This window comes from Xenorhabdus sp. PB62.4, from assembly GCF_014467285.1.
Classification (GTDB): domain Bacteria; phylum Pseudomonadota; class Gammaproteobacteria; order Enterobacterales; family Enterobacteriaceae; genus Xenorhabdus.
In genome coordinates, this window is sequence record NZ_NKHR01000002.1 from 132968 (window position 1) to 155613 (window position 22646).

A 22646-nucleotide genomic window follows, 5' to 3' on the forward strand; every position below is an offset into this window, starting at 1 on the left:
TGTTGGAAAAAATAGCACCGAAGAATATTATAATTATCTCGGTGTTATTTTTAAAATTTAAAAAATTACATTGTAAATAGTCACTTTATTATCATTTATATTAAATTGTTATATGAGATTATTTTATATGGCTAAGGATAACAAAATTAAATTAGCACGAATGTCAACTGCTTGCGGTCCTTTTTTGAATGAAGACATTGGCATGTTGAATAAAGAGAAAATAAAAACAGAGGGTTTTATTGATTTAATTGATGGTAAAAAATGTGAAATACGATATGGCAGGAGTCATTATCGTAAAAAGATTTTGCCTTCCTCTTTAGCCGATTTTTTATTAGTTTTTTGTTTTTTCATTAACGATGTTATTAATACATGAAAAGCGAATAAGGAAAGTTATAGGGTAAAGAACCAATATTGGAAAATGCGATTTATGGATATGAAGATGAGGTATTACGTTAAATGAATAAATTAATAAAAAAATTGCTCAAAAAACTCTTTAGAGTGAAGACACCTCCAACAGAGCCATTGTCTACATTTGGTGATCCTATTCTGGAGGAAAAGCTAATTCTTCTGGATAATAAAACCGTAAAGCGTGCAGGATTTTTGGATGCAATAAATAGTAAGGAGTGTCATTTTCGTCATAATCTTATCAGAGCAAGAAAAGAAGTTATAGTACCTGTGATGATTGGGTTTATGTTAGGTTTTGGATTTTTTATTAATGATTTTGTTAAGGGATGGAAAGCTAATGAAGAAGATCTTCTTTGGTCTGTTCAGAATGCAAAAAAACGTTATGGAGAGCAATTTTATTTAAATCCAAATGCACCTGCATATACTAAATCATTACGGGTAATATCAGATGACAAAAAAATATCTCTAACGGAATATTTATATATTTCCTATTCCAAAGATAGCTATTATGGTGAAGAAAGGGCTAGGCGATATCTGATTATAGATGCAAGCTTCGGGTTATTTTTTCTTAGTACCAATATCCTTCTTATCAGCATTTTTTTAAGATTACGTAGGCCTGCAAATTTCATAATTGATCATGAAAGAAAACTTTTTTACACTTGGAAAAAAGGAAAAGTCTATGTATCTCGCTATAAAGAATTAGGCGTGGCGTTTACTAATAATATTTTGCATTTCAAATGTTATGGACTAAACGAAAAGAATGAACTGACATATCAGTTTTTTATCCCTTATCTTAGTCTTTTCAACTCAGACGAGGATAAAATTTATATTTTGGCATTTATGTCAAAATATTTATTACAAGGAAAAGAGGCCGTCAGTTCAGTGGATTTTAAACGTCAAGAACGATTACCGTGGCTTCGTAAGCAAATAAAACCAAAGGATTGGGAAACTCAGATTACGGCAATTTTAGCTGAATTGGATAGGCTTAGCCCACCAAAAGGAGCTACTGATCCGAAATAAATATTGGGAAAAATAGCACTGAAGAATATTATAATTATCTCGGTGCTATTTTTAAAATTTCAAAAATTACATTGTAAATAGTTACTTTATTGTCATTTATATTAAATTGTTATATGAGATTATTTTATATGGCTAAGGATAAAAAAATTAAATTAGCACAAATGTCAACTACTTGTGATCCTTTTTTGGATGAAAACATCGGAAAGCTGGATAAAGAGCAAATAAAAACAAAGGGTTTTATTGATTTAATTGATGATAAAAAATGTGAAATACGATATGGCAGGAGTAATTTTGATGAAAAAGTTTTACTTTCCTCTTTGGTCGGTTTTTTATTAGGATTTTGTTTTTTTATTAATGATGTTATTAACACATGGAAAGCTAATGAGGAATTTTATTTAATAACTGTTGGTATTATTAAAGATAAATATGGAGAAAATTTTCATCTAAATCCTAATGTGCCAGATGATGATAAAATTTATGAGTATATTGCTGATTCAAAGAAAATATCTTGGTCTCAATATTTTCATATTCGTTATATGGATAATGGTTTTTATGAAAAATCTAGAGTGAGAGAAAATTTATTTTTAGATGGTGGTTTTTTTCTATTTTTCACTACAATGATTATAATACATTTATGGTTATTATCTTTAATTCGTAAAATACCCCCTCTTGTTATTGATCGGGAAAAGCAACTGTTTTATACATGGCGTAAAGGAAGGATATATGTTGCTCGTTACTCTCAAGCCGAACTTGTTAATCTATATGATGTTCTGTATCTAAGAGTTTATGGGCTTGACAAAAATAACAAACTGATGATTTATGCTTTTGAACCCCGTATTCCTAACTTAATAGACGACATAATAAGCAAAAAGTATTTATTGGCATTTATGTCAAAATATTTATTACAAGGAAAAGAGGCCGTCAGTTCAGTGGATTTTAAACGTCAAGAGCGATTACCGTGGCTTCGTAAGCAAATAAAACCAACGGACTGGGAAACTCAGATTACGGCAATCTTAGCTGAATTGGATAGGCTTGGTCCACCAAAAGGAGCTACTGATCCGAAATAAATGTTGGAAAAAATAGCACCGAGATAATTATAATTATCTCGGTGCTATTTTTAATAGTTTTAAAATTTACATTGTAAATAGTTACTTTATTATCATTTATATTAAATTATCATATGAAATTGTTTTATATGGCTAAGTATAAAGAAATTAAATTAGCAGAATGTCAACTATTTACGATCCTTTTTTGGATGAAGATATTGGCATGCTGGCTCCCCAACTCCAATTTCATTTTTATAGATTGCAGCCGCATCAATCATCCTATAGCCTGTTTCCAGCGCTTTTTTGACAACCTGTTTTACTTCCGCTCCTCTTTTGTCTTATATACTCCTAAACCGATATTCGGCATTCTTATACCATTGCAGAGTTTTATTGTTTGAGTACTCATAAAAATTCCCTTTTCTTTTATTTGCACAAGATGATACTGGCGATTTCGGCAGATGTTTTTAATGCCCTGATTTGCATAAATAATACTTCTGCTTCATCATATTCTTTGCGCAAATACCCTAGCCATTGTTTGATACGGGCAACATGATACAGCCCTGTATCTCCCTGCTTTTCTAAATAAGTATAGTTTTGCAATAACTTGAGCACATCGCTCCACAGCATTCTTGGCTCGTTATATTTAATGACCCGACTCAAGTTTGGCGTATGCAGTGCGCCACGCCCTATCATCACAGCGTCACATCCTGTAATTTTGATACATTCCTGAGCACTCTGCCAATCCCAGATTTCCCCATTGGCAATCACAGGAATGGAGAGACGACGACGAATCTCGCCAATCGCCTTCCAGTTGATACGTTCTGCCTTATAACCATCTTCCTTGGTTCGCCCATGCACGACTAATTCTGTTGCTCCTGCCTGCTGTACGGCATCGGCAATCTCAAACTGACGTGCATCAGAATCCCACCCCAAACGCACCTTTACCGTCACTGGTAAATGTGCTGGTACAGCTTCCCGCATGGCTTTGGCGCCGCTGTAGATAAATTCAGGATCTTTCAGTAATGTCGCACCGCCTCCGCTGCCATTTACCGCTTTGGAAGGACAACCGCAGTTTAGGTCAACCCCCCAAGATCCCAATTCAACTGCTCTAGCTGCGTTTTCTGCCAACCATTCTGGATACTGCCCCAAAAGTTGAATCCTGACCGGGGTTCCCGATGGTGTACGGCTCTGATGATGTAACTCAGGGCACAACCGGTAAAAAGATTTTACCGGTAGTAAGCTGTCAACCACTCGCAGGAATTCTGTGACGCAAAGGTCGTACTCGTTGACTTCACTCAACAGTTCCCTCACCAGAGAATCCAAAACACCTTCCATCGGAGCCAGCAAAACGCGCATCAATTACTCTCCCGACACCGGGGAACGCGACGCTTTTGTGGTTCGCTGACGCCGCTGACCCGATGAGGTTCCTTGGTTGCGTGAGCGCTCACCATTTGGGTTAGCCTGATGTTTTGAGGATTGACCTTGCTTGCCATTTCTACGTTGGCTACGAGGCTGTTCGCTATGTGAATGATTGTCGCGGAAGCCATTACCCCGAGCATTATTTCTACGGGGGCTATTATCACGGCTGTTACGCCCGTTTTGGATTGGCTCAGCCTTGATAGAAGGATCTGGTTCATAGCCCGGAATGGCAATGCGTGGAATTTCCCGCTTCAATAGCCGTTCAATATCTTTCAGAAGCTTATGCTCATCAACACATACCAGCGATATCGCTTGCCCGGTTGCATCCGCACGGCCAGTACGGCCAATTCGGTGAACATAATCTTCTGCAACGTTTGGCAATTCATAATTGACCACATATGGCAATTGGTCGATATCCAAGCCACGAGCGGCAATATCTGTTGCAACTAATGCGCGAATTTGCCCTGTTTTGAAATCAGCCAGTGCACGGGTTCTCGCCCCCTGGCTCTTGTTGCCGTGGATCGCGGCAGCAGTCACGCCATCTTTATTCAGTTGTTCCGCCAGTCGATTTGCACCATGTTTGGTTCGAGTGAATACCAAAACCTGTTGCCAGTTCTGGTTACCTATCATGTAAGAAAGCAATTCGCCTTTACGTTTTTTATCTACAAAATGGATTGATTGATCAATCTGTTCAGATGCAGAGTTACGACGCGCGACTTCTACACTCACCGGATTATGCAGCAACTTATTGGCAAGGCTCTTTATTTCATCAGAAAAAGTCGCGGAAAAGAGTAAATTTTGGCGTTTTGCCGGCAGTTTATTCAATACTCGTCGAATATCATGGATAAAACCCATATCCAACATACGGTCAGCTTCATCCAAGATCAGGATTTCAACGCGGGAGAGATCAACGGCATTCTGGTGTTCCAGATCCAGCAAACGCCCTGGTGTTGCCACCAGAATATCCACCCCACCACGCAGTTTCATCATCTGCGGATTAATACTGACTCCACCAAATACCACGAATGAACGTAATTTGAGATATTTACTGTAATTACGTACATTTTCGCCAACCTGCGCCGCCAATTCTCGTGTCGGTGTCAGAATCAATGCCCTGATCGGACGGCGGCCTTTTGTCTGAATCGGGGATTCACTCAAAAGTTGCAGAATAGGTAAGGTAAACCCTGCTGTTTTTCCGGTTCCGGTCTGGGCACTGGCCAGCAGATCTTTACCAGATAACACAACAGGAATAGCCTGTTGCTGAATAGGGGTAGGTTCCGCGTAGCCTTGCTCTTCAACGGCACGCAAAATATCAGCCTTCAAGCCGAGTGACTCAAAATTCATAAATAAGAAATGCTCCAGACTTCACCATTCCTGATATCAATTCAGGGGCAGTTTTATGGGAAGAAAATAGACGCGATAAAACGCAAAGAAATTACACAAACTGCGATGTACCATAAGCGCGGCATTATAACAGATATGTGATTCCAAACAGCCCTGAAAAGCTAATAATTGGCACGAAATCTCATTGAAAGCGCCCACTTACGAGAATTGATCAAAAATAGGAAAATTATTTTTTATAGGTGTCTATTAAAAAGACAATTTGCGTCAACTTTACATCAACTTACTTTAGTCTTAAAGTTAATCATACGATTGATATATTTACGACACTCTTGGCAATTCTTTTTCTTTATAACAGGATCTCTTTTAACATGGCAGCGAAGACGGCTCAGACATCACGAGGCGAACAAGCCAAACAGCAACTTCTTGAATCAGCAATAGAAATTTTTGGTAAATCAGGTCTGGATGGTGCCACGACTCGTAACATTGCCCAACACGCGCAACAAAATATCGCAGCCATTGCCTACTATTTTGGTTCTAAAGAAGGACTATACCTCGCTGTCGTGCAACATATCGCCGATAAGCTAAAATCAGAATTTTCCCCGTTAATTGAATCAATTGACCGTTTTTTTGCCGAAACGCCGAAACCCTATCCACAAGAAAAAATCCTGGAATTTATTCATCAAGGCATGGTTAGCTACAACCGCCTGATTTTCGAGAAAAGCAGTATCAATATCAGCCGCATCATGTCACATGAACAACTGACACCAACAGAAGCTTACAATGTCATGCATGAGCAAGGGCTGGCCCCGATTTATTCCCGCATCAATAAGTTAATCGCTAATTATATCGGCGCTGATGAACGTGAGATTTCAACCCAAATCCATACTCACGCCTTATTAGGGGAAATTCTTTCTTTCCGTCTGGCACGGGAAGCCTTATTGCGCCAAACAGGCTGGGATAATATTGGCACTAAAGAATATGAGTTAATTAATCAAGTTTTGTCTCAACACATCAACTTGTTGCTTGAAGGGTTACGAAAAAAATAAGGCAATTAAGGAATACAGCAACAAGAACTACAGCAATAAATAGTTATAGACTCAAAAATGTGCATACCTGATAAATTTCAAATGACAGTTAATTATTTGAAAAATAAGGGTATAAATTGAACAAGGCATAAGGGATAGTATGAACAGTAAAAAGTTTGCTCTTGCCCTATTGGCGCTCATTGTTGTTATCGGTGCTATTGTTGGTATCTATTATTATCAAGAACAAAATGGCAGGGAACTGACTCTGTATGGCAATGTCGATGTCAGAACCGTTAATCTTGGTTTTCGGGTTGCAGGTAAACTGGCCAAACTACAAGTGGATGAAGGTGATGCCATTACTGCGGGACAGACACTCGGCCATCTTGATGATGCTCCCTTTATTAATGCCTTGAATCAATCCAAAGCCGCGCGGGATGTCGCCAAGGCAAACCTTGCCAAAGCAGAAGCGGGTTACCGTACTGAAGAAATCTCCCAAGTGCGTGCAGAAGTGGCTCAGAAAGAATCTGCATTCCGCTTTGCCGATAGTTTCCTGAAACGCCAGCAAGGATTGTGGCAAAGTAAAACTATTTCAGCTAATGATTTGGAAAATGCCAAAACCGGGCGAAACCAGGCATTGGCCGCTTATCAGGCGGCAAAAGATAAATTGCGCCAATTTGAAACCGGTTATCGCATAGAAGAAATTGTCGCCGCCAAAGCCCAGCTTAGCCAAGCAGAAGCGGCGGTTGCACAGGCTGAACTCAATCTGAAAGATACCCAACTCACTTCACCATCAGCAGGTGTGATTCTGACCAGAGCCATTGAGCCGGGTACAATGCTGGCGGCTGGAAATACGGTTTTTGCTCTATCACTCACCAATCCGGTCTGGATCAGGGCGTATATTGATGAACCGAATCTGAATCAGGCTACCGCAGGGCGGGAAATTCTGATTTATACCGATGGACGGAAAAATCAGCCCTATCACGGCAAAATCGGCTTCGTTTCTCCAACCGCTGAATTTACCCCGAAGAATGTCGAAACTCCCGATTTAAGAACGGATTTAGTTTATCGCCTGCGGGTTATTGTTCTTGATCCTGATGAAGGATTGAAACAAGGAATGCCTGTTACCCTGCGTTTTGCTGGTACAAATTCTACTGAAGCCAACAATAAGTAAGGCGATAACATGAGCAGTTCAGCTTATACGATCAAACTGAACGGCGTGGAGAAAACTTTTCCAGGATTGGACGCTCCTGCTGTCTCCCATCTACGGGCAGAAATTCAGGGCGGATCTGTCACGGGGCTTGTCGGCCCTGATGGCGCAGGAAAAACCACGTTGATACGAATGCTGGCCGGATTATTGAAGCCTGATAGCGGCAATATTGAAATCATGGGGCTTGATCCCATCAAGGATAGTGTCCAAGTCCGTTCTGAACTCGGCTATATGCCGCAAAAATTCGGCCTGTATGAAGATTTAACCGTTATGGAAAATCTCACTTTATATGCCGATTTACGTGGTGTACTTGGCGAGGAGCGCAAAGCCACATTTCAAAAATTACTCACTTTTACGGATTTAACCCGTTTTACTGAACGTCTGGCGGGAAAATTATCCGGCGGCATGAAACAAAAATTGGGGCTTGCCTGTACTTTACTGGGTAGCCCGAAGGTTCTGTTACTTGATGAACCGGGCGTGGGCGTTGACCCTATCGCCCGCCGTGAATTATGGCAGATGGTACATGAACTCGCTTCCGAAGGTATGCTTATTCTATGGAGTACCTCTTATTTGGATGAAGCCGAGTTATGTCGTAATGTCTTGCTAATGAACCGGGGTGAGTTGATCTATCGCGGTCAGCCACAAAATTTGACTCAGAATATTGCCGGACGATCTTTTTTACTGGATGTTAAACAGGGCGACCGACGCAAAACGCTCCAACATGCCCTCATCCTGCCCCAGGTGACTGATGGCGTGATTCAAGGAAGATATGTTCGTTTAATCTTAAAAGGAGAAGCAGATAAAAGCGCATTACTCCAACAAATAGGGCTATCCGAAGCCAATATTCTTGAGGCCGAACCGCGTTTCGAAGATGCTTTTATTGATTTACTGGGCGGCGGCCCATCCCACCGTTCCGCATTGGCTGAAATAATGCCTCAGATTCCGCCCAATCCGACAGAAACCGTGATAGAAGCCTGTAACCTGACTAAAAAATTTGGGGATTTTGCCGCTACTGATGATGTGGATTTTCAGGTGAAACGCGGGGAAATTTTTGGTCTGTTGGGACCAAATGGCGCCGGCAAATCCACAACCTTTAAAATGATGTGCGGGTTGATGATCCCCACTTCCGGTAAGGCGCTGGTTCTGAATATGGATTTAAAAACCAGCTCAGGCAAGGCGCGCCAACGTCTTGGTTATATGGCTCAGAAATTCTCGCTCTATGGCAACCTGACGGTTGAGCAAAATCTTAAATTTTTCTCCGGTGTTTACGGGCTGAAAGGCCGACATCAGAAAGAAAAAATGTCAGATATGATCCAGGCATTCAATCTTGGGCCAATCTTGCAACAAAAAACAGATAGTCTTCCGCTCGGTTTTAAACAACGCCTTGCCCTTTCCTGCGCATTGATGCACGAACCTGACATCCTGTTTCTGGATGAACCCACTTCTGGTGTCGATCCGCTGACCCGCCGTGAATTTTGGCTCCATATCAACGGCATGGTCGATAAAGGGGTTACCGTGATGGTAACAACCCACTTTATGGAGGAAGCAGAATACTGTGACCGTATCGGGCTGGTATTTCGGGGAAAATTGATTGCAGCCGGAACCCCTGATGAGCTGAAACAATTAGTTGCCACGGATGAGCGGCCTAACCCTTCGATGGAAGATACGTTTATCGATCTCGTGGTGAATTACGATAAGGAGCCGCAATGAGCCGTTCTGAACATGCAGCATCCCAGAAAGCCGTCAATTTCTCATGGCGTCGATTGAAAGCCCTCTGCATCAAGGAAACTAAACAGATTATCCGCGATCCCAGTAGTGCGTTGATTGCGGTGGTGATCCCGCTGATGCTGTTATTTATTTTTGGCTATGGCATAAATCTTGATTCCAGCAAACTTCGCCTCGGTATTCTGATGGAGCAGCAAAGCGAAGATGCCCGTGAATTAGTTCACGCATTTACGGGATCGCCTTATATTGATGCCACCATCAGCGATAATCGCCACTTCTTAATCAAGAAAATGCAGGAGAACCAAATTCGGGGCATTATCGTCATTCCGGTAAATTTTGATGCCCTGCTTGCCCGTGCAGACAGCCATGCGCCTATTCAGGTCATTACTGATGGCAGTGAACCCAATACCGCCAACTTTGTCCAGGGGTATACCAAAGGTATCTGGCAAATCTGGCTCCAACAACGGGGACAAAATCGGGGTGTTTCAACCACGCCATTGATTGATACACAAATCCGCTATTGGTTTAATCCGGCTGCCATTAGCCGGCACTTCCTCATCCCCGGGGCTGTTTCCATTATCATGACCGTCGTAGGCGCCATTCTCACTTCACTCGTGGTTGCCCGTGAATGGGAACGTGGAACCATGGAGGCGTTACTTTCAACCCAAGTCACCCGAACCGAATTACTGCTCGCCAAGTTATTGCCCTACCAAGTTTTAGGCTCTTTTGTCATGGTGCTTTGCATGATATTCACGGTTTTTGTACTGGATGTTCCTTATCGTGGTTCACTCTGGATATTGGCGTCAGTCTCTAGTCTCTATCTTGCCACTGCCTTGGGCATGGGGTTATTGATCTCAACTCTGACGCGCAATCAGTTCAATGCAGCGATGATTTCCCTTAACGCCGCTTTTTTGCCTGCCATTATGTTGTCTGGCTTTGTTTTCGAAATAGACAGTATGCCGGTGCTTATTCAGGTTTCGACTTATATCGTCCCCGCACGCTATTTTGTCAGTGGCCTACAGACACTCTTTCTGGCGGGTAACATCGGTACGGTGTTAATCACAAACCTGCTCCTGCTGATTGCCAGCTCCATCGTTTTTATTGGCTTGACTGCGTGGAAAACTCGTCGTCATCTGGATTAAAAAGGAAAGAGCATGTTTCATCGCTTGTATACGCTAATCATGAAAGAGTTGCAGTCTCTTCTGAGAGAGCCGCAAACACGGAGTATTTTGATTTTGCCCGTAATTCTGCAAATGATCTTATTTCCATGGGCAGCAACGCTGGAAGTCAAAAATGCCACTATTGCTATTTATAATGAAGACAAAGGGCAGGCTTCGATTGAGTTAACCCAACGGCTGGCAAAATCGAAAGCATTTCCTGATGTTATTTTGCTGACCAGTTCGCAAGAAATCCGTCCTACACTGGATAACCGCAAGGCACTGCTATTGGTGCGTTTTCCTCAGAACTTCAGTGCCAATATTGCCACTCATAATCCGACATCAATTCAAGTTTTGCTGGATGGGCGTAATTCAAATAGTGCCCAGATTGCCGCTAACTATATCCAGCAAATTGTGATGGATTATCAGAAACAGTTATTGGGGAATGCCCCTGGTTTCAATAACAGTGAGCTAATCATCCGTAACTGGTATAACGCCAATTTGGATTATAAGTGGTTTGTCGTGCCATCGCTGGTTGCCATGATTACTACGATTGGCGTTCTGATCGTCACGGCTTTGTCTGTCGCCCGTGAGCGGGAACAGGGAACGCTGGATCAATTGCTGGTTTCTCCATTAGCGACATGGCAAATTTTCCTTGGCAAAGCCATTCCGGCACTGGTCGTCGCCACTATGCAGGCAACCATTGTTTTGCTGATTGGGATTCTGTGTTATCAAATTCCCTTCGCTGGTTCATTAGCGCTATTTTATGGCTGTATGTTGATTTATGGATTATCTCTGGTTGGTTTCGGGTTGCTGATTTCTGCGGTTTGCTCCACCCAACAACAGGCATTTATCGGCGTGTTTGTGTTTATGATGCCGGCGATTTTACTTTCCGGGTACATTTCCCCAGTCGAGAACATGCCCGTCTGGTTACAAGACATAACATGGATTAATCCCATCCGGCATTTTACTGATATTACCAAACAGATTTATTTAAAAGGGGCAGATTTATCCGTCATTTGGCCGAATTTATGGCCTTTGTTGGTGATTACTGCAACGACTGGGGGGATCGCTTATCGGCTGTTCCGCAGTAAGATTGCTTGATAAAAATGCAAATAGGAAAGAGAGCAGGATATGGATAAATGGTGTTCTCTTTCCTCAGTTTCTCCCTTACTCTCCTAATCTAAGAGCTAACATTCTTTAGCTATTGTGTTTTTCCTGAACTTTCTGACTTATTTTTCCTGTGATAAGTAATGATCCCATTGCTGAAAAAGCTAAAAAAGATAAGATATTGTTTACTGTCAATATAGGTATTAAAGATAAAATAACTACGCCTAATAAAGATTGATAACTACGCGATATAACATCTGATGCAGCAATAATCTCAGCCAAATACTCAGATGGAGTCAACTCTTGGCCCGAAGCATAAAGAGATATTCTGAGAAAAGATAATCCAACAAATAATATAAAGCTCCCTATACTATAATGTAGCAATTGAAAATCATGATACGGATAAGACCAAAAAACACACCCTAAAGAAACAAAAAAAGCCCCCAGAAAAAAAGAAAGTCTGATTTTCTCCAAACTAAAAAAACGCCCTGCAATAAAATTCCCAAATAACAAAGACAATGCAGAGATAAATGAGAAAAAGGCCAACACATCGGAATAACTGACTATAAAAGATAATCCCACAAAGCCTGTCATTTTAGAGTAGTCCATTGTTATAATATATGTAGAGTTAATTTGGTAAGAAGTCATTGATGTTAAAATACTTATCCTAAAAAAAAGAATATGCCTCTGCACGGGTTCTTTTAAAAGATATTTTAATCCAATAAACCTTTGATCGTTATTTTTTGAGTTTTTTTCTTCTCTCCATTCTGAGACGCTGAAAATAGTCAGAGTAGAAATAAGAAAACATATTGATTCAACAACAAAAACCTGATTTAAAGAAACAAATTTAATCAATAGAGCTGCAAAAAGGGGAGAAAATAAAGTCAACAAACTATACAATGATTGTTGCTTAGATATAAATTTTATTCTTTCATCAGACCCAACAAATTTTTGATAAGCTACGCTCCTTACTGCTATATTTAATCCAGAAAAGAATGAAATAAAAAGGGCGATAATAAAAATGCTGTAAATATCACTCACAATGATAGCTAACAATATTATAAAAGCTCTGATAGAATCTGAAAAAATACAAATCCATTTCATATTAAAATATTTTATCAAATAACCAGTAAGAAAAAAAACAAGTAAGCTGCCAAGCAATCTTATTGATATAAGCAAGGAGGTATAAGAAGCGGAGTGAGTTATATTGAAAGCCAATGTTAATAACGCCACTTCACTTACCCCAGAACCAAACATTGATATAACATCAGAAGTTAGTAACTTGTTTTTGTTTTTCATTTTTTTCTCTTGTTAGTTAACTTTTCTTACCAATGAAATTTCTCCTACTTCCATTAAGTAAGAACAGTGACTACAAACATGTTTGTATTTTCTATTATCTGTATCATCACCGTAGGCATGTGTATATGTGATTCCACAATTATTACAAACCTCATATTTAGGTCTGGCTATAGCATAATTTTTATTCAATCGTTCAAGAGACTCGAAAAAATTAAAACCCAATCCGGGCCATACGCCTGAAAGGAGATCTGCGATAAAATAATTAATATCTCTATTATGATCACCACGATCATAATCAGTAGGAGATCCCTGTTTTGAATGCCTTTCTGGTGCAACAAATTTCAAATAGAGTGTTAACTCTTTTTTTGTTATTGTCCAGAGCGGTGATATATGAGTAAATTCCCCATTCCAAGATAAAACCTAATGCAATACGGCCAGCTAAAATGGTCCATTTAAATATAAAAAACAAAATCAAAATTTCAATAAACAACAAGTAAACGAATTTCATTTTTTTAATAAATGATTATTTTAACCTCTATATAACTCATCAGGATAAAAATTAAATTAATATATAAATTAGCAATATCAACGAAACAAGCAGAGAAAAATATTTCTTCTTATGAGGTAATAGTGAATTATCAAATATAGCCGTTACTCATATTCAATTTTCAACTTATTAATTTGTTCAATATATTGTAAAAAGCCACCTGCTATGCAGGGGGCAGGGGGCTTAACACTATTTTTCTAGCCTCAGTTGTATTTGTCTTCTTTCTTCCTCTTTGGCTACCTTGTCCTGATATCTCACATATCGCCTAATTATATCTTCATTCGCACCTAATGAGTCCACAAAATACCTTATCAATGAAAACTTATACAGACATAAACAATAGTCTGATAGCAAACCCGATCAAGACTAATCCCATAACTCGTTCGAACCAATAGCCCTTTTGTATAAATTTTTGTCTAATCATAAAATTGGAAAAAATTATACTGACCAATACAAACCATGTAGCATTGACCATACACATCCATACTCCATAAATGATTTGTACCGATATCGGCGTATTACTACTTACCACAGTTGTAAAGACAGCCAAAAAGAACAAAGTGGCCTTGGGATTAGTCGCGTTTGTCATGAATCCCATCAGAAATGCTTTCCATTTACTTTGCAGAACCTGCCCGCCTCCCTCAGCTTCTAAAGCAGTAGGATCGGCAGGTTTACTCCTAATAAAATTGATGCCAAGCCAGATGATGTAAATTCCTCCTACTAATTTTGCCAGCTCCATCAACCACGGAGTGGTATGCATCAGTGCACTAATACCTACCAATGTATAAATAACATGAACCGATATTCCAGCCCCTATACCTACTGCCGTACATATCCCAGCCCAACGACCAAACCGTACACTCTGCCGTATAGTAACCGCAAAATCTGGGCCTGGTGCCACTACCGCCAAAAAATGAATTATTGCTAATCCTAAAAATTCACTCCAATAGTGATGTAACATGTTAACTCCAAAATGACAGCGGATTCGCTGAACCGCGATAACCAATAAAGCATGACAAACTTAAACGCAAATCGTCTGAACCAGCACTCACAGAGTGCATACATCTGGAATTAAAGAGCAACAACTCACCGATTTCTGGCTGAATTTCCAGTGTTGGCTTGCCAAGCAAAGAAGGTTCAATACCATAATTATCAGAAAAATATTGTTATCCGCCTGGCTCCAGAAACGATCAGGCAATATCGTAATAAACCGTTAAATGACTCTTCTTGATCTGCACTTCTTGTATTTTAATACCCTTCAGTTGCCCCAGAGATGCCACGTGAGTTCCCCCACAAGGGTAAGGCGTAAAATGACCAAAACTGACTTCCCGAAACCCATCATCCCGTAGTGTGATATTGCAGGATAAATCCTGCATAACGTAGTATTCACAACTTATTTGGATGTCCTCTACCGACACATTTTTAGCACCTGCTTCTGGTTTGAATACCACTTTACTCTCACCCGGCCAATGATGAGCTTTAATTGGACGCCACATAGCAAGCTCACCAACATGACCAATAAGATGCCCAGCAGAATGTAAGCGAGAATGTAATTGACGACGCTCACCATCAATGCGGGCAAAAACGTTTCCTAATGGCACAGGTTTTGTAGTCAGATGGATAATCTCACCATTTTCTTCTAAGACATGAACTACTTCTACATCATTGAGCCAACCAATATCACTAGGCTGTCCACCTCCCTGAGGATGAAATATCGTAGATCCCAATCGAATAGAATAACGTTCATCATCACGGGGAATACAATCAATGACTTCAATATCAGCGACTAAAGACTGACTGGATAAATAAATACGCTCTGCCATATATCATCCTACGTTATTATCAGCAACCTAGTTTTATTTAATAAAACTAATAAGACTAAGTATTTAAAAAATTGACATTCACTTCTAACAAAAGGTAATTAGATATTTTTACTAGAAATAAAAAACCGCCATGAACATGAAAACTTTAACTAAGATGAATTAGTACTTACGTACACTAATAGATATAGCTAAAAATAATCAGTGTATTAATTGAATAAATAAATTATATTCGCGTAACTCATTAAATTTAATAAATATAGAAAAGGAATATATTATAAACATTATAAATAAATCAAGTTATTTTAATGTAAAACCCTACAAAATGAAGTACACATAAGAGTTGAAAATACTAAATCCAACTTGAGAAAACCATTACAATTTTCAATTAAGACAAAGAGTTAATTAAAATCAAACTATCAATATACCTAAATTCAATGTATAGATAGGAAAATGTTATTTCCTTCAATTATAGTACAAGGTAATAATAAGGCTGATAACTGTGATCAGTTTTCATATATAGCTCTAGAATATTTAGTAGAAAACTCCAAGATTATCTGGCAGTTATATAAAAAACCATTTAGTATTGATCTTGTAAGCATTAATTCTTCTCCCACTACCTTTGGTCACATTTTTGTCGCATTCATATTTAGTTATAATTATCCAATAAACCAATTACTTGACGAAAAGGAAGATTCAGAAGTATGGATATGCGATCCTTGGGCAAATATAGCCTGTCGCTCATATGAATATCCCTTCCAATGGAAAAAGAAAATGTCAAAATGGAGTTTGGCTAATAAACAGTTATCCGTTTTAAAAAGAGTGATAACATATGTCATTTCCATATTTTTAATACAAAAACCCTGCCAAAGCAGGGTTTTTATCTTAAAAAATAATTTATATATCAGTAACTACCGGCGATCACCCAAAATACGCAGCAACATCAGGAACAAGTTAATGAAATCCAGATACAGAGTCAGTGCGCCAGTGATAGAATATTTGCGCATATTCTCTTTATCATTAACATCGATTTGTTCACCCATTTCTTTCAGTTTCTGGGTGTCATATGCGGTCAGACCCGCAAAAATAACAACACCGATATAAGTGATTGCCCACATCAGTGCCGAGCTTTTCAGCCAGATGTTTAGCAGAGAAGCCAGAATGATGCCAATCAACCCCATAAACAGGAAGCTACCCAAACCGCTCAAGCTACGCTTGGTGGTATAACCATACACACTCAACGCACCAAACATACCCGCTGAAACCACGAATGTGCTGGCAATAGAGCTACTGGTATAAACCACAAATATACTGGAGAGCGTGAGTCCCGTCAGCATGGAATACAGCATGAACAGCCCTGTCGCCAACGCCCCACTCATTTTATGTACCAAACCAGACAGCACAAACACCAATCCAAGCTGTGCAATGATTAAGCCATAGAAAACAATGGAGTTACTGAAGATGGCAGATAAAATTTCAGGTGTATTTGCTACATACCATGCGACAAATGCAGTTAACAACAGGCCACAAGTCATCCAACCGTAGACTTGTGCCATGTAAGTTTGTATACCAGAACCAGTTTTCTGGACAATCGAACCATTAGAACGTTGATATCGGTCCATGACGATTACCTTTTCATGACAATGTTTAGGGATTAAGAATGTTTAAAAATAAACAATCTACTCAAAACTTATACATTAGCATAGTACATTGATAAAACCATCCGCCAATTAATGGCAATTTCAGTGACATATTATTTATCTACCCAGTTTTCAAGATAACTCACAGGATAAGCGACTAACCACTGTTTCAATGCGTTGTTAAAAGTGATTTTTGTCAAAGAGTTACACCCAACGATTTGCTGCATCTCCATCACTCTTTCTTGTTTCTACCCAACGCTCACCTTTGGTAAGAGACTCTTTTTTCCAGAAAGGTGCCTTGGTTTTCAGATAGTCCATGATGAATTCAGCCGCAGTAAAGGCCATACTACGGTGAGAACTGGTAACACCAACAAATACAATTTCATCTCCCGGGTACAACTCACCAACACGATGAATAATACTGATACGTTGCAGTGACCAACGTTGACGAGCTTCATCCGCAATAACCCGCAACATCTTTTCTGTCATACCCGGATAATGTTCCAGCGTCAGTGTCTTCACATTATCGCCCAGATTATGGTTGCGAACTTTCCCCGTAAAGGTCACAACAGCACCATCTTCATCACACTGCGAGAGCCATCGGTATTCATCACCAACATTAAATATCTCCCGTTGGACACTGATGCGGAGGTTTTCCATTCTCAACCTCCCGTGACAGGTGGGAAGAAAGCCACCTCATCGCCATCATGCAAAGGGTGTTCAGCATGAACAAATGATTGATTGACGGCAGCCAGCAGTTTACCTTCCTCCAATGCCAACGCCCATCTCTCGCCTTTTTCAATCAGTGCCTGACGAAGATGCGCTACAGTTGGATAGTCATTCGGTAATTCAAGTGAATCTGTTCCCATCAACTCACGAACTTGAGCGAAAAAGAGTACTTTTATCATGCTTCCACCTTAAAACTGCCTGATTTACCACCGCGTTTTTCCAGCAAACGCACCGGCCCGATAACCATATCTTTTTGCACCGCTTTGCACATGTCATAAATCGTCAAGGCAGCCACGGATGCCGCTGTCAGTGCTTCCATCTCCACGCCTGTTTTTCCGGTCAAACGGCAACAAGATTCGATCCTGACACGATTGTGCTCAGTTTGTGCTTCCAATTGGACTTCCACTTTACTCAGCAACAGTGGATGGCAAAGCGGGATTAATTCCCAAGTTCGTTTGGCAGCCTGAATGCCTGCAATACGGGCCGTGGCAAACACATCTCCTTTATGATGATCACCGGCAACAATCATGGCCAATGTTTCAGACCGCATTTCAACGAATGCTTCTGCGCGCGCCTCACGAACTGTTTCCGATTTGGCGGAAATATCTACCATATGAGCTTCACCCGCAGTATTGATATGGGTTAGTTGGGACATTCTTTACTCCTGAAAAATGAATTTTGCAGTTAAGTTAACCACCAATAAAAGAGAGGTTGGGAGTGATGCCGCTGTCTCCCTGATGAAGAAAGTGAGTCTCGCGTTTATGGCGCAAACCACCCTGAATTCGTAGTTTCAGAGCATCAAGTGATAGATCATCAGACAATAAATCACGCAACGGAATGCCTTGCTCCCCAAATAAACATAAGTGAAGATTACCCATCGCAGATACCCTTAACCGATTGCAACTTAGGCAAAAATCTTTTTCATAGGGCATGATAAGGCCAATTTCACCCTGATAATCGGGATGGTGAAAAACTTGAGCCGGCCCGTCACTGCGCTCTCGTTGTTGTTGTTGCCAGCCTTGTTGCAGTAGTTGGCTGCGAATAACGTTGCCAGAAAGGTGATGGCGATGAAAAATGTCGCTACCTTCCCCTGTCTCCATCAATTCAATAAATCGTAATTGGATCGGACGATGTCTAATCCAGTCTAAAAAAGCAGGCAGGTTGGTATCATTGACATTCTTCATCAACACCGCGTTGACTTTCACTGTGTTAAACCCTGCTTCAAAAGCTGCATCAATGCCACGCATCACCTGAAAAAATTTATCCTGACCAGTAATGGCATGAAATTGACGAGGATCGAGGCTATCAACGCTAACGTTAATCGCTGTCAACCCTGCCTTTTTCCATTGGGATACGTCGCGCTCCATTCGGTAACCATTGGTTGTAACAGCAATTTTTTTGATTTGTGGGTTTTCATGAACGGTCGCGATAATATCGCAAAAATCACGCCTCATCGTTGGTTCTCCCCCGGTCAGGCGGATTTTTTCTGTACCAAGTTCAGCGAATGCGCGGCTGACGCGACGAATTTCCGCTAGGGAAAGAAATGATTTATGACCATGCGGCCGATATCCATCAGGCAAGCAATATGTGCAACGGAAATTACACACATCCGTAATAGATAATCTCAAATAATAAAATTTGCGCGAGAATACATCTATAAGTTGTTCCACAATAACACCTTCCAAGTACGGGAGATGCGGGCATTTCTACCTTGCATCTTGGTGACTCAGGAGCCACGGCCAGAGCATCATATCAATGTGATATCCATTTGATAGGACAACGACTTAGACACAGAGGCTAGGAGTTAATATCAGTTAAAAATTTATGTGAAAAATTAGGTAAGTAACAATATGCTCGTTGAGGATTCTAACGCTTAAGATAACAAAAAGCCAATCCATACCTCGATATATACCTTACTATACAACGAGTTAGATAAAACCCATAACATCAAGTTTCTGTTGTATTTCTACGCGTTCCCAAAAAATATCAGTCAAAAAAATCGCACAAAACCACAGCAATTGCTGAAGGCATTATATTTTATGATAAATTATATGAGATTTATTAAAGCCCTCTACGTTTAGCCAGTAACAGGAACTCTATGCGAAATCGCACATTAGCTGATTTGGATCGCGTTGTCGCCCTTGGCGGCGGCCATGGACTTGGACGCGTTATGTCTTCTCTTTCTTCTCTCGGAACCCGCCTGACCGGTATTGTCACCACAACCGATAACGGAGGGTCAACCGGCAGAATACGCCGCTCAGAAGGAGGAATAGCATGGGGAGATATGCGCAATTGCCTCAATCAGTTAATCACGGAGCCGACGATTGCTTCCGCTATGTTTGAGTATCGCTTCAGCGGCAATGGTGAACTGGCTGGTCATAATCTGGGTAATTTGATGCTAAAGGCGCTGGATCATTTAAGTGTCCGCCCTCTTGAAGCGATTAACCTGATCCGCGGTCTACTGAAAGTCAATGCTCATCTGATCCCTATGTCTGAACAATCGGTTGATTTAATGGCGATAGATGATCAAGGCAATACCGTATATGGTGAAGTGAATATCGATCAACTCAATTGTGTGCCGCAAGAGCTTTTACTCTATCCCCGGGTTAGCGCGACTAAAGAAGCGCTGGATGCCATTGAACAAGCAGATTTGATTTTGATTGGTCCCGGTAGTTTTTTAACCAGCCTGATGCCGTTGCTATTATTGGATGATTTAACCCAATCCCTGCGCCGCAGTAATGCAAACATGATCTATATCGGTAATTTGGGAAGAGAACTCAGCCATGCAGCAGCCGAATTATCGTTAAAAAATAAGCTTGAAATCATGGAAAACAGAATTGGCCGTAAAATGATTAATGCGCTTATTGTCGGCCCTCGTACTGATATCAGCTCCTTCAGCGACCGGATTGTAACGCAGCAAGTTTTGGAAGCGCAGGATATTCCCTACCGTCATGATCGCGAGTTATTACGACAAGCAATCGAGCACACCTTGCAAAGATTGGGTTAACAGGCAGTTGGAGAGCGATATTATTCGCTCTCCATAAGCTACTTATTTCGTCGTAGTTACCGCCAATTCAGGTACTACAAATATGCTACTCAGGCATTACGTTCAGGAATTAGCAATAAATTGCGCCCTCAATGTCTGTACCTGATCACGAATATTGGCCGCCTGTTCAAATTCCAAATCCCGCGCATGTTGATACATTTTATCTTCCAGTTCACGGATTTTGCTTTCCAACTCTTTCGCCGACAGTTTATGGTAATCATCCGCGCCCAAAGCAATTTTACCTTTTCCTTTGGTTTTTCCTTTACCGTGGGCTGGCTGACCAATTTGCAGAATGTCACCGACTTTTTTGTTCAGCCCTTTCGGCACGATACCGTGTTCTTCATTAAATGCCTGTTGTTTGGCACGACGGCGTTCTGTTTCCTCAATCGCTTTCGCCATAGAGTCTGTGATTTTGTCACCGTATAAAATCGCCTTACCATGCAGGTTACGTGCTGCTCGGCCAATAGTCTGGATCAGGGATCGCTCTGAACGCAGGAAACCTTCTTTATCAGCATCTAAAATCGCCACGAGAGAAACTTCTGGCATATCCAAACCTTCCCGAAGCAAGTTAATACCAACCAAGACATCAAATTCGCCTAAACGAAGATCACGGATAATCTCCACACGTTCGACTGTATCAATGTCGGAATGGAGATAACGGACTCGTTCACCATGCTCTTCTAAATATTCAGTTAAATCTTCCGCCATTCGCTTGGTGAGTGTGGTTACCAGCACCCGCTCATTCTTCACTGCCCGGATACGTATTTCTGACAATAAGTCATCCACTTGAGTCGATACAGGGCGAACTTCAACTTCAGGATCAATCAGCCCGGTCGGACGTACAACCTGTTCAACCACTTCGTTGCCCGATTTTTCCAATTCATAACGACCGGGGGTTGCGGAAACATAAATGGTCTGTGGTGCCAGCGCTTCAAATTCTTCAAACCGTAATGGACGGTTATCCAACGCTGATGGCAAGCGAAAACCATATTCCACCAGTGTTTCCTTGCGGGAACGATCCCCGCGGTACATGCCGCCAATCTGTGGAATAGTTACGTGAGATTCATCCACCACCAGCAAACCATCAGCCGGAAGGTAGTCGAATAATGTTGGAGGAGGTTCGCCTGCGGAACGACCAGACAGATAACGAGAATAGTTTTCAATGCCGGAGCAATATCCCAACTCATTCATCATTTCGAGATCGAATTGTGTTCGCTGAGTGATACGTTGCTCTTCCAATAGGTTACCTGATTCCAGCAACATTTTACGCCGTTGATCCAACTCAATCTTGATTTCTTCCATTGCCTGAAGGATACGTTCACGCGGTGTCACATAGTGTGTTTTAGGGTAGATGGTATAACGCGGCACATTGTACTGAACCTGACCTGTCAACGGATCAAACAGGGAAAGGCGTTCGACTTCATCATCGAACAATTCAACACGCAACGCATGTTCGTCCGATTCTGCGGGGAAAATATCAATCACCTCACCACGTACACGGAATGTCCCACGCTGGAACGCCTGATCATTGCGGGTATATTGCAACTCTGCCAAACGGCGTAAAATCGCTCGCTGGTCAATCAGCATGCCATTAGTTAAGTGAAGCATCATTTTCAGATAACTATCAGGATCACCCAGACCATAAATTGCGGAGACGGAAGCCACTACAACGACATCACGACGTTCCAGTAAGGCTTTTGTTGCCGATAGACGCATCTGCTCGATATGTTCATTTACCGACGCATCTTTTTCGATAAAGGTATCAGAGCTTGGCACATAAGCTTCCGGCTGATAGTAATCATAATAGGAAACAAAATATTCCACTGCATTCTCAGGGAAAAACTCTTTCATTTCGCTATAAAGCTGCGCGGCCAGTGTCTTATTGGGTGCGAGGATCATGGTTGGCCGATTCAAGTTTGCGATAACATTGGCTACCGTGAACGTTTTACCTGAGCCTGTTACCCCCAGCAGTGTCTGATGGGCTAAACCATCTTCCAGCCCTTCCTGTAATTGGTTGATAGCCGAAGGCTGATCACCTCCAGGTCTGAAAACAGAATGTAACTTGAATACTTTATTTGTCATAAAGAAATTAACCAATTAATTGTTT

General features: G+C 41.0%; 21 protein-coding genes, 1 pseudogene and 1 riboswitch. Of the genes and pseudogenes, 9 read left to right on the forward strand and 13 right to left on the reverse strand.

Going from position 1 to position 22646, the window contains the following annotated elements; all coding sequences use genetic code 11:
- Positions 1-127: 127 nt before the first annotated feature.
- The 3 genes from Xenpb_RS02450 to Xenpb_RS02460 all read left to right on the forward strand — a co-directional run bounded on the left by Xenpb_RS02450 (position 128) and on the right by Xenpb_RS02460 (position 2492).
- Complete coding sequence (locus Xenpb_RS02450; protein ID WP_187652940.1) at positions 128-373, forward strand: hypothetical protein; 246 nt, start codon at positions 128-130, stop codon at positions 371-373.
- 83 nt (positions 374-456) lie between these two features.
- Positions 457-1425: a hypothetical protein gene (locus Xenpb_RS02455; protein WP_187652941.1), complete on the forward strand. Its 969-nt coding sequence runs from the start codon at positions 457-459 to the stop codon at positions 1423-1425.
- 128 nt (positions 1426-1553) lie between these two features.
- Complete coding sequence (locus Xenpb_RS02460; RefSeq protein WP_187652942.1) at positions 1554-2492, forward strand: hypothetical protein; 939 nt, start codon at positions 1554-1556, stop codon at positions 2490-2492.
- Between the two features lie 402 nt (positions 2493-2894).
- Here the strand turns inward: Xenpb_RS02460 and dusC are convergent, their stop codons facing one another.
- Together dusC and rhlE are read right to left on the reverse strand one after the other, a co-directional pair.
- On the reverse strand, positions 2895-3827 hold the full coding sequence (gene dusC, locus Xenpb_RS02465; protein ID WP_187652943.1) for a tRNA dihydrouridine(16) synthase DusC: 933 nt from the start codon (positions 3825-3827) through the stop codon (positions 2895-2897).
- Positions 3828-3830: 3 nt separating this feature from the next.
- Complete coding sequence (rhlE, locus tag Xenpb_RS02470) at positions 3831-5234, reverse strand: ATP-dependent RNA helicase RhlE (RefSeq protein WP_187652944.1); 1404 nt, start codon at positions 5232-5234, stop codon at positions 3831-3833.
- A 368-nt stretch (positions 5235-5602) separates the two neighbouring features.
- Here rhlE and cecR point away from each other — a divergent pair, with 368 nt between their 5' ends.
- From cecR to Xenpb_RS02495, 5 genes are all read left to right on the forward strand, one after another.
- Positions 5603-6280: a transcriptional regulator CecR gene (gene cecR / locus Xenpb_RS02475; RefSeq protein ID WP_187652945.1), complete on the forward strand. Its 678-nt coding sequence runs from the start codon at positions 5603-5605 to the stop codon at positions 6278-6280.
- Between the two features lie 139 nt (positions 6281-6419).
- Entirely contained in the window at positions 6420-7430 is a 1011-nt protein-coding gene (gene hlyD, locus Xenpb_RS02480) for a secretion protein HlyD (protein ID WP_187652946.1), read from the forward strand.
- A gap of 9 nt (positions 7431-7439) precedes the next feature.
- A complete protein-coding gene (locus tag Xenpb_RS02485; protein WP_187652947.1) occupies positions 7440-9176 on the forward strand; it encodes an ATP-binding cassette domain-containing protein in 1737 nt (578 codons plus the stop codon).
- Complete coding sequence (locus tag Xenpb_RS02490) at positions 9173-10333, forward strand: ABC transporter permease (protein ID WP_187652948.1); 1161 nt, start codon at positions 9173-9175, stop codon at positions 10331-10333. The genes Xenpb_RS02485 and Xenpb_RS02490 overlap by 4 nt, the downstream gene beginning before the upstream one ends.
- 12 nt (positions 10334-10345) lie before the next feature.
- Positions 10346-11452 (forward strand): ABC transporter permease, encoded by a 1107-nt coding sequence (locus Xenpb_RS02495; protein WP_187652949.1) that lies wholly within the window; start codon positions 10346-10348, stop codon positions 11450-11452.
- A gap of 96 nt (positions 11453-11548) precedes the next feature.
- On the opposite strand, the gene Xenpb_RS02500 is transcribed toward Xenpb_RS02495, so the two are convergent.
- The 10 genes and pseudogenes from Xenpb_RS02500 to moaA form a co-directional block, all read right to left on the reverse strand.
- Positions 11549-12757 carry an MFS transporter gene (locus Xenpb_RS02500; RefSeq protein WP_187652950.1) on the reverse strand — a complete coding sequence of 403 codons (1209 nt, stop codon included), beginning with the start codon at positions 12755-12757 and terminating at the stop codon, positions 11549-11551.
- 12 nt (positions 12758-12769) lie between these two features.
- Positions 12770-13102, reverse strand: coding sequence for a hypothetical protein (locus tag Xenpb_RS02505; protein WP_187652951.1), 333 nt, complete (start codon positions 13100-13102; stop codon positions 12770-12772).
- A 391-nt stretch (positions 13103-13493) separates the two neighbouring features.
- Positions 13494-13610, reverse strand: a pseudogene (locus tag Xenpb_RS02510) (IS200/IS605 family transposase); the annotation flags it as partial.
- A 16-nt stretch (positions 13611-13626) separates the two neighbouring features.
- Positions 13627-14265: a LysE family translocator gene (locus Xenpb_RS02515; RefSeq protein WP_187652952.1), complete on the reverse strand. Its 639-nt coding sequence runs from the start codon at positions 14263-14265 to the stop codon at positions 13627-13629.
- Between the two features lie 229 nt (positions 14266-14494).
- On the reverse strand, positions 14495-15127 hold the full coding sequence (locus Xenpb_RS02520) for an alanyl-tRNA editing protein (protein WP_187652953.1): 633 nt from the start codon (positions 15125-15127) through the stop codon (positions 14495-14497).
- A 908-nt stretch (positions 15128-16035) separates the two neighbouring features.
- Positions 16036-16746: a Bax inhibitor-1/YccA family protein gene (locus Xenpb_RS02525; protein ID WP_187652954.1), complete on the reverse strand. Its 711-nt coding sequence runs from the start codon at positions 16744-16746 to the stop codon at positions 16036-16038.
- Between the two features lie 222 nt (positions 16747-16968).
- Positions 16969-17424 (reverse strand): molybdopterin synthase catalytic subunit MoaE, encoded by a 456-nt coding sequence (gene moaE / locus Xenpb_RS02530; RefSeq protein ID WP_187652955.1) that lies wholly within the window; start codon positions 17422-17424, stop codon positions 16969-16971.
- 2 nt (positions 17425-17426) lie between these two features.
- On the reverse strand, positions 17427-17672 hold the full coding sequence (gene moaD / locus Xenpb_RS02535) for a molybdopterin synthase sulfur carrier subunit (protein ID WP_187652956.1): 246 nt from the start codon (positions 17670-17672) through the stop codon (positions 17427-17429).
- Positions 17669-18148: a cyclic pyranopterin monophosphate synthase MoaC gene (gene moaC, locus Xenpb_RS02540; protein ID WP_187652957.1), complete on the reverse strand. Its 480-nt coding sequence runs from the start codon at positions 18146-18148 to the stop codon at positions 17669-17671. Before moaC ends, moaD begins: the two co-directional genes overlap by 4 nt.
- Positions 18149-18182: 34 nt before the next feature.
- Positions 18183-19163: a GTP 3',8-cyclase MoaA gene (moaA, locus tag Xenpb_RS02545; RefSeq protein ID WP_187652958.1), complete on the reverse strand. Its 981-nt coding sequence runs from the start codon at positions 19161-19163 to the stop codon at positions 18183-18185.
- Positions 19153-19309: riboswitch (molybdenum cofactor riboswitch) on the reverse strand. (Overlaps the previous gene by 11 nt.)
- A 282-nt stretch (positions 19310-19591) precedes the next feature.
- On the opposite strand from moaA, the gene yvcK reads away from it, so the two are divergent.
- A complete protein-coding gene (gene yvcK / locus Xenpb_RS02550) occupies positions 19592-20500 on the forward strand; it encodes a uridine diphosphate-N-acetylglucosamine-binding protein YvcK (RefSeq protein ID WP_187652959.1) in 909 nt (302 codons plus the stop codon).
- 102 nt (positions 20501-20602) lie between these two features.
- Here yvcK and uvrB read toward each other — a convergent pair whose 3' ends face one another.
- Positions 20603-22621: an excinuclease ABC subunit UvrB gene (gene uvrB, locus Xenpb_RS02555; RefSeq protein ID WP_187652960.1), complete on the reverse strand. Its 2019-nt coding sequence runs from the start codon at positions 22619-22621 to the stop codon at positions 20603-20605.
- Between the last annotated feature and the right edge of the window lie 25 nt (positions 22622-22646).

What these genes read in the sequence shown, in the direction of transcription:
- Xenpb_RS02450 (WP_187652940.1), top strand. Translation starts at nt 128, where the DNA reads ATGGCTAAGGATAACAAAATTAAATTAGCACGAATGTCAACTGCTTGC.
- Xenpb_RS02455 (WP_187652941.1), top strand. Translation starts at nt 457, where the DNA reads ATGAATAAATTAATAAAAAAATTGCTCAAAAAACTCTTTAGAGTGAAG.
- Xenpb_RS02460 (WP_187652942.1), top strand. Translation starts at nt 1,554, where the DNA reads ATGGCTAAGGATAAAAAAATTAAATTAGCACAAATGTCAACTACTTGT.
- dusC (WP_187652943.1), bottom strand. Translation starts at nt 3,827, where the DNA reads ATGCGCGTTTTGCTGGCTCCGATGGAAGGTGTTTTGGATTCTCTGGTG.
- rhlE (WP_187652944.1), bottom strand. Translation starts at nt 5,234, where the DNA reads ATGAATTTTGAGTCACTCGGCTTGAAGGCTGATATTTTGCGTGCCGTT.
- cecR (WP_187652945.1), top strand. Translation starts at nt 5,603, where the DNA reads ATGGCAGCGAAGACGGCTCAGACATCACGAGGCGAACAAGCCAAACAG.
- hlyD (WP_187652946.1), top strand. Translation starts at nt 6,420, where the DNA reads ATGAACAGTAAAAAGTTTGCTCTTGCCCTATTGGCGCTCATTGTTGTT.
- Xenpb_RS02485 (WP_187652947.1), top strand. Translation starts at nt 7,440, where the DNA reads ATGAGCAGTTCAGCTTATACGATCAAACTGAACGGCGTGGAGAAAACT.
- Xenpb_RS02490 (WP_187652948.1), top strand. Translation starts at nt 9,173, where the DNA reads ATGAGCCGTTCTGAACATGCAGCATCCCAGAAAGCCGTCAATTTCTCA.
- Xenpb_RS02495 (WP_187652949.1), top strand. Translation starts at nt 10,346, where the DNA reads ATGTTTCATCGCTTGTATACGCTAATCATGAAAGAGTTGCAGTCTCTT.
- Xenpb_RS02500 (WP_187652950.1), bottom strand. Translation starts at nt 12,757, where the DNA reads ATGAAAAACAAAAACAAGTTACTAACTTCTGATGTTATATCAATGTTT.
- Xenpb_RS02515 (WP_187652952.1), bottom strand. Translation starts at nt 14,265, where the DNA reads ATGTTACATCACTATTGGAGTGAATTTTTAGGATTAGCAATAATTCAT.
- Xenpb_RS02520 (WP_187652953.1), bottom strand. Translation starts at nt 15,127, where the DNA reads ATGGCAGAGCGTATTTATTTATCCAGTCAGTCTTTAGTCGCTGATATT.
- Xenpb_RS02525 (WP_187652954.1), bottom strand. Translation starts at nt 16,746, where the DNA reads ATGGACCGATATCAACGTTCTAATGGTTCGATTGTCCAGAAAACTGGT.
- moaE (WP_187652955.1), bottom strand. Translation starts at nt 17,424, where the DNA reads ATGGAAAACCTCCGCATCAGTGTCCAACGGGAGATATTTAATGTTGGT.
- moaD (WP_187652956.1), bottom strand. Translation starts at nt 17,672, where the DNA reads ATGATAAAAGTACTCTTTTTCGCTCAAGTTCGTGAGTTGATGGGAACA.
- moaC (WP_187652957.1), bottom strand. Translation starts at nt 18,148, where the DNA reads ATGTCCCAACTAACCCATATCAATACTGCGGGTGAAGCTCATATGGTA.
- yvcK (WP_187652959.1), top strand. Translation starts at nt 19,592, where the DNA reads ATGCGAAATCGCACATTAGCTGATTTGGATCGCGTTGTCGCCCTTGGC.
- uvrB (WP_187652960.1), bottom strand. Translation starts at nt 22,621, where the DNA reads ATGACAAATAAAGTATTCAAGTTACATTCTGTTTTCAGACCTGGAGGT.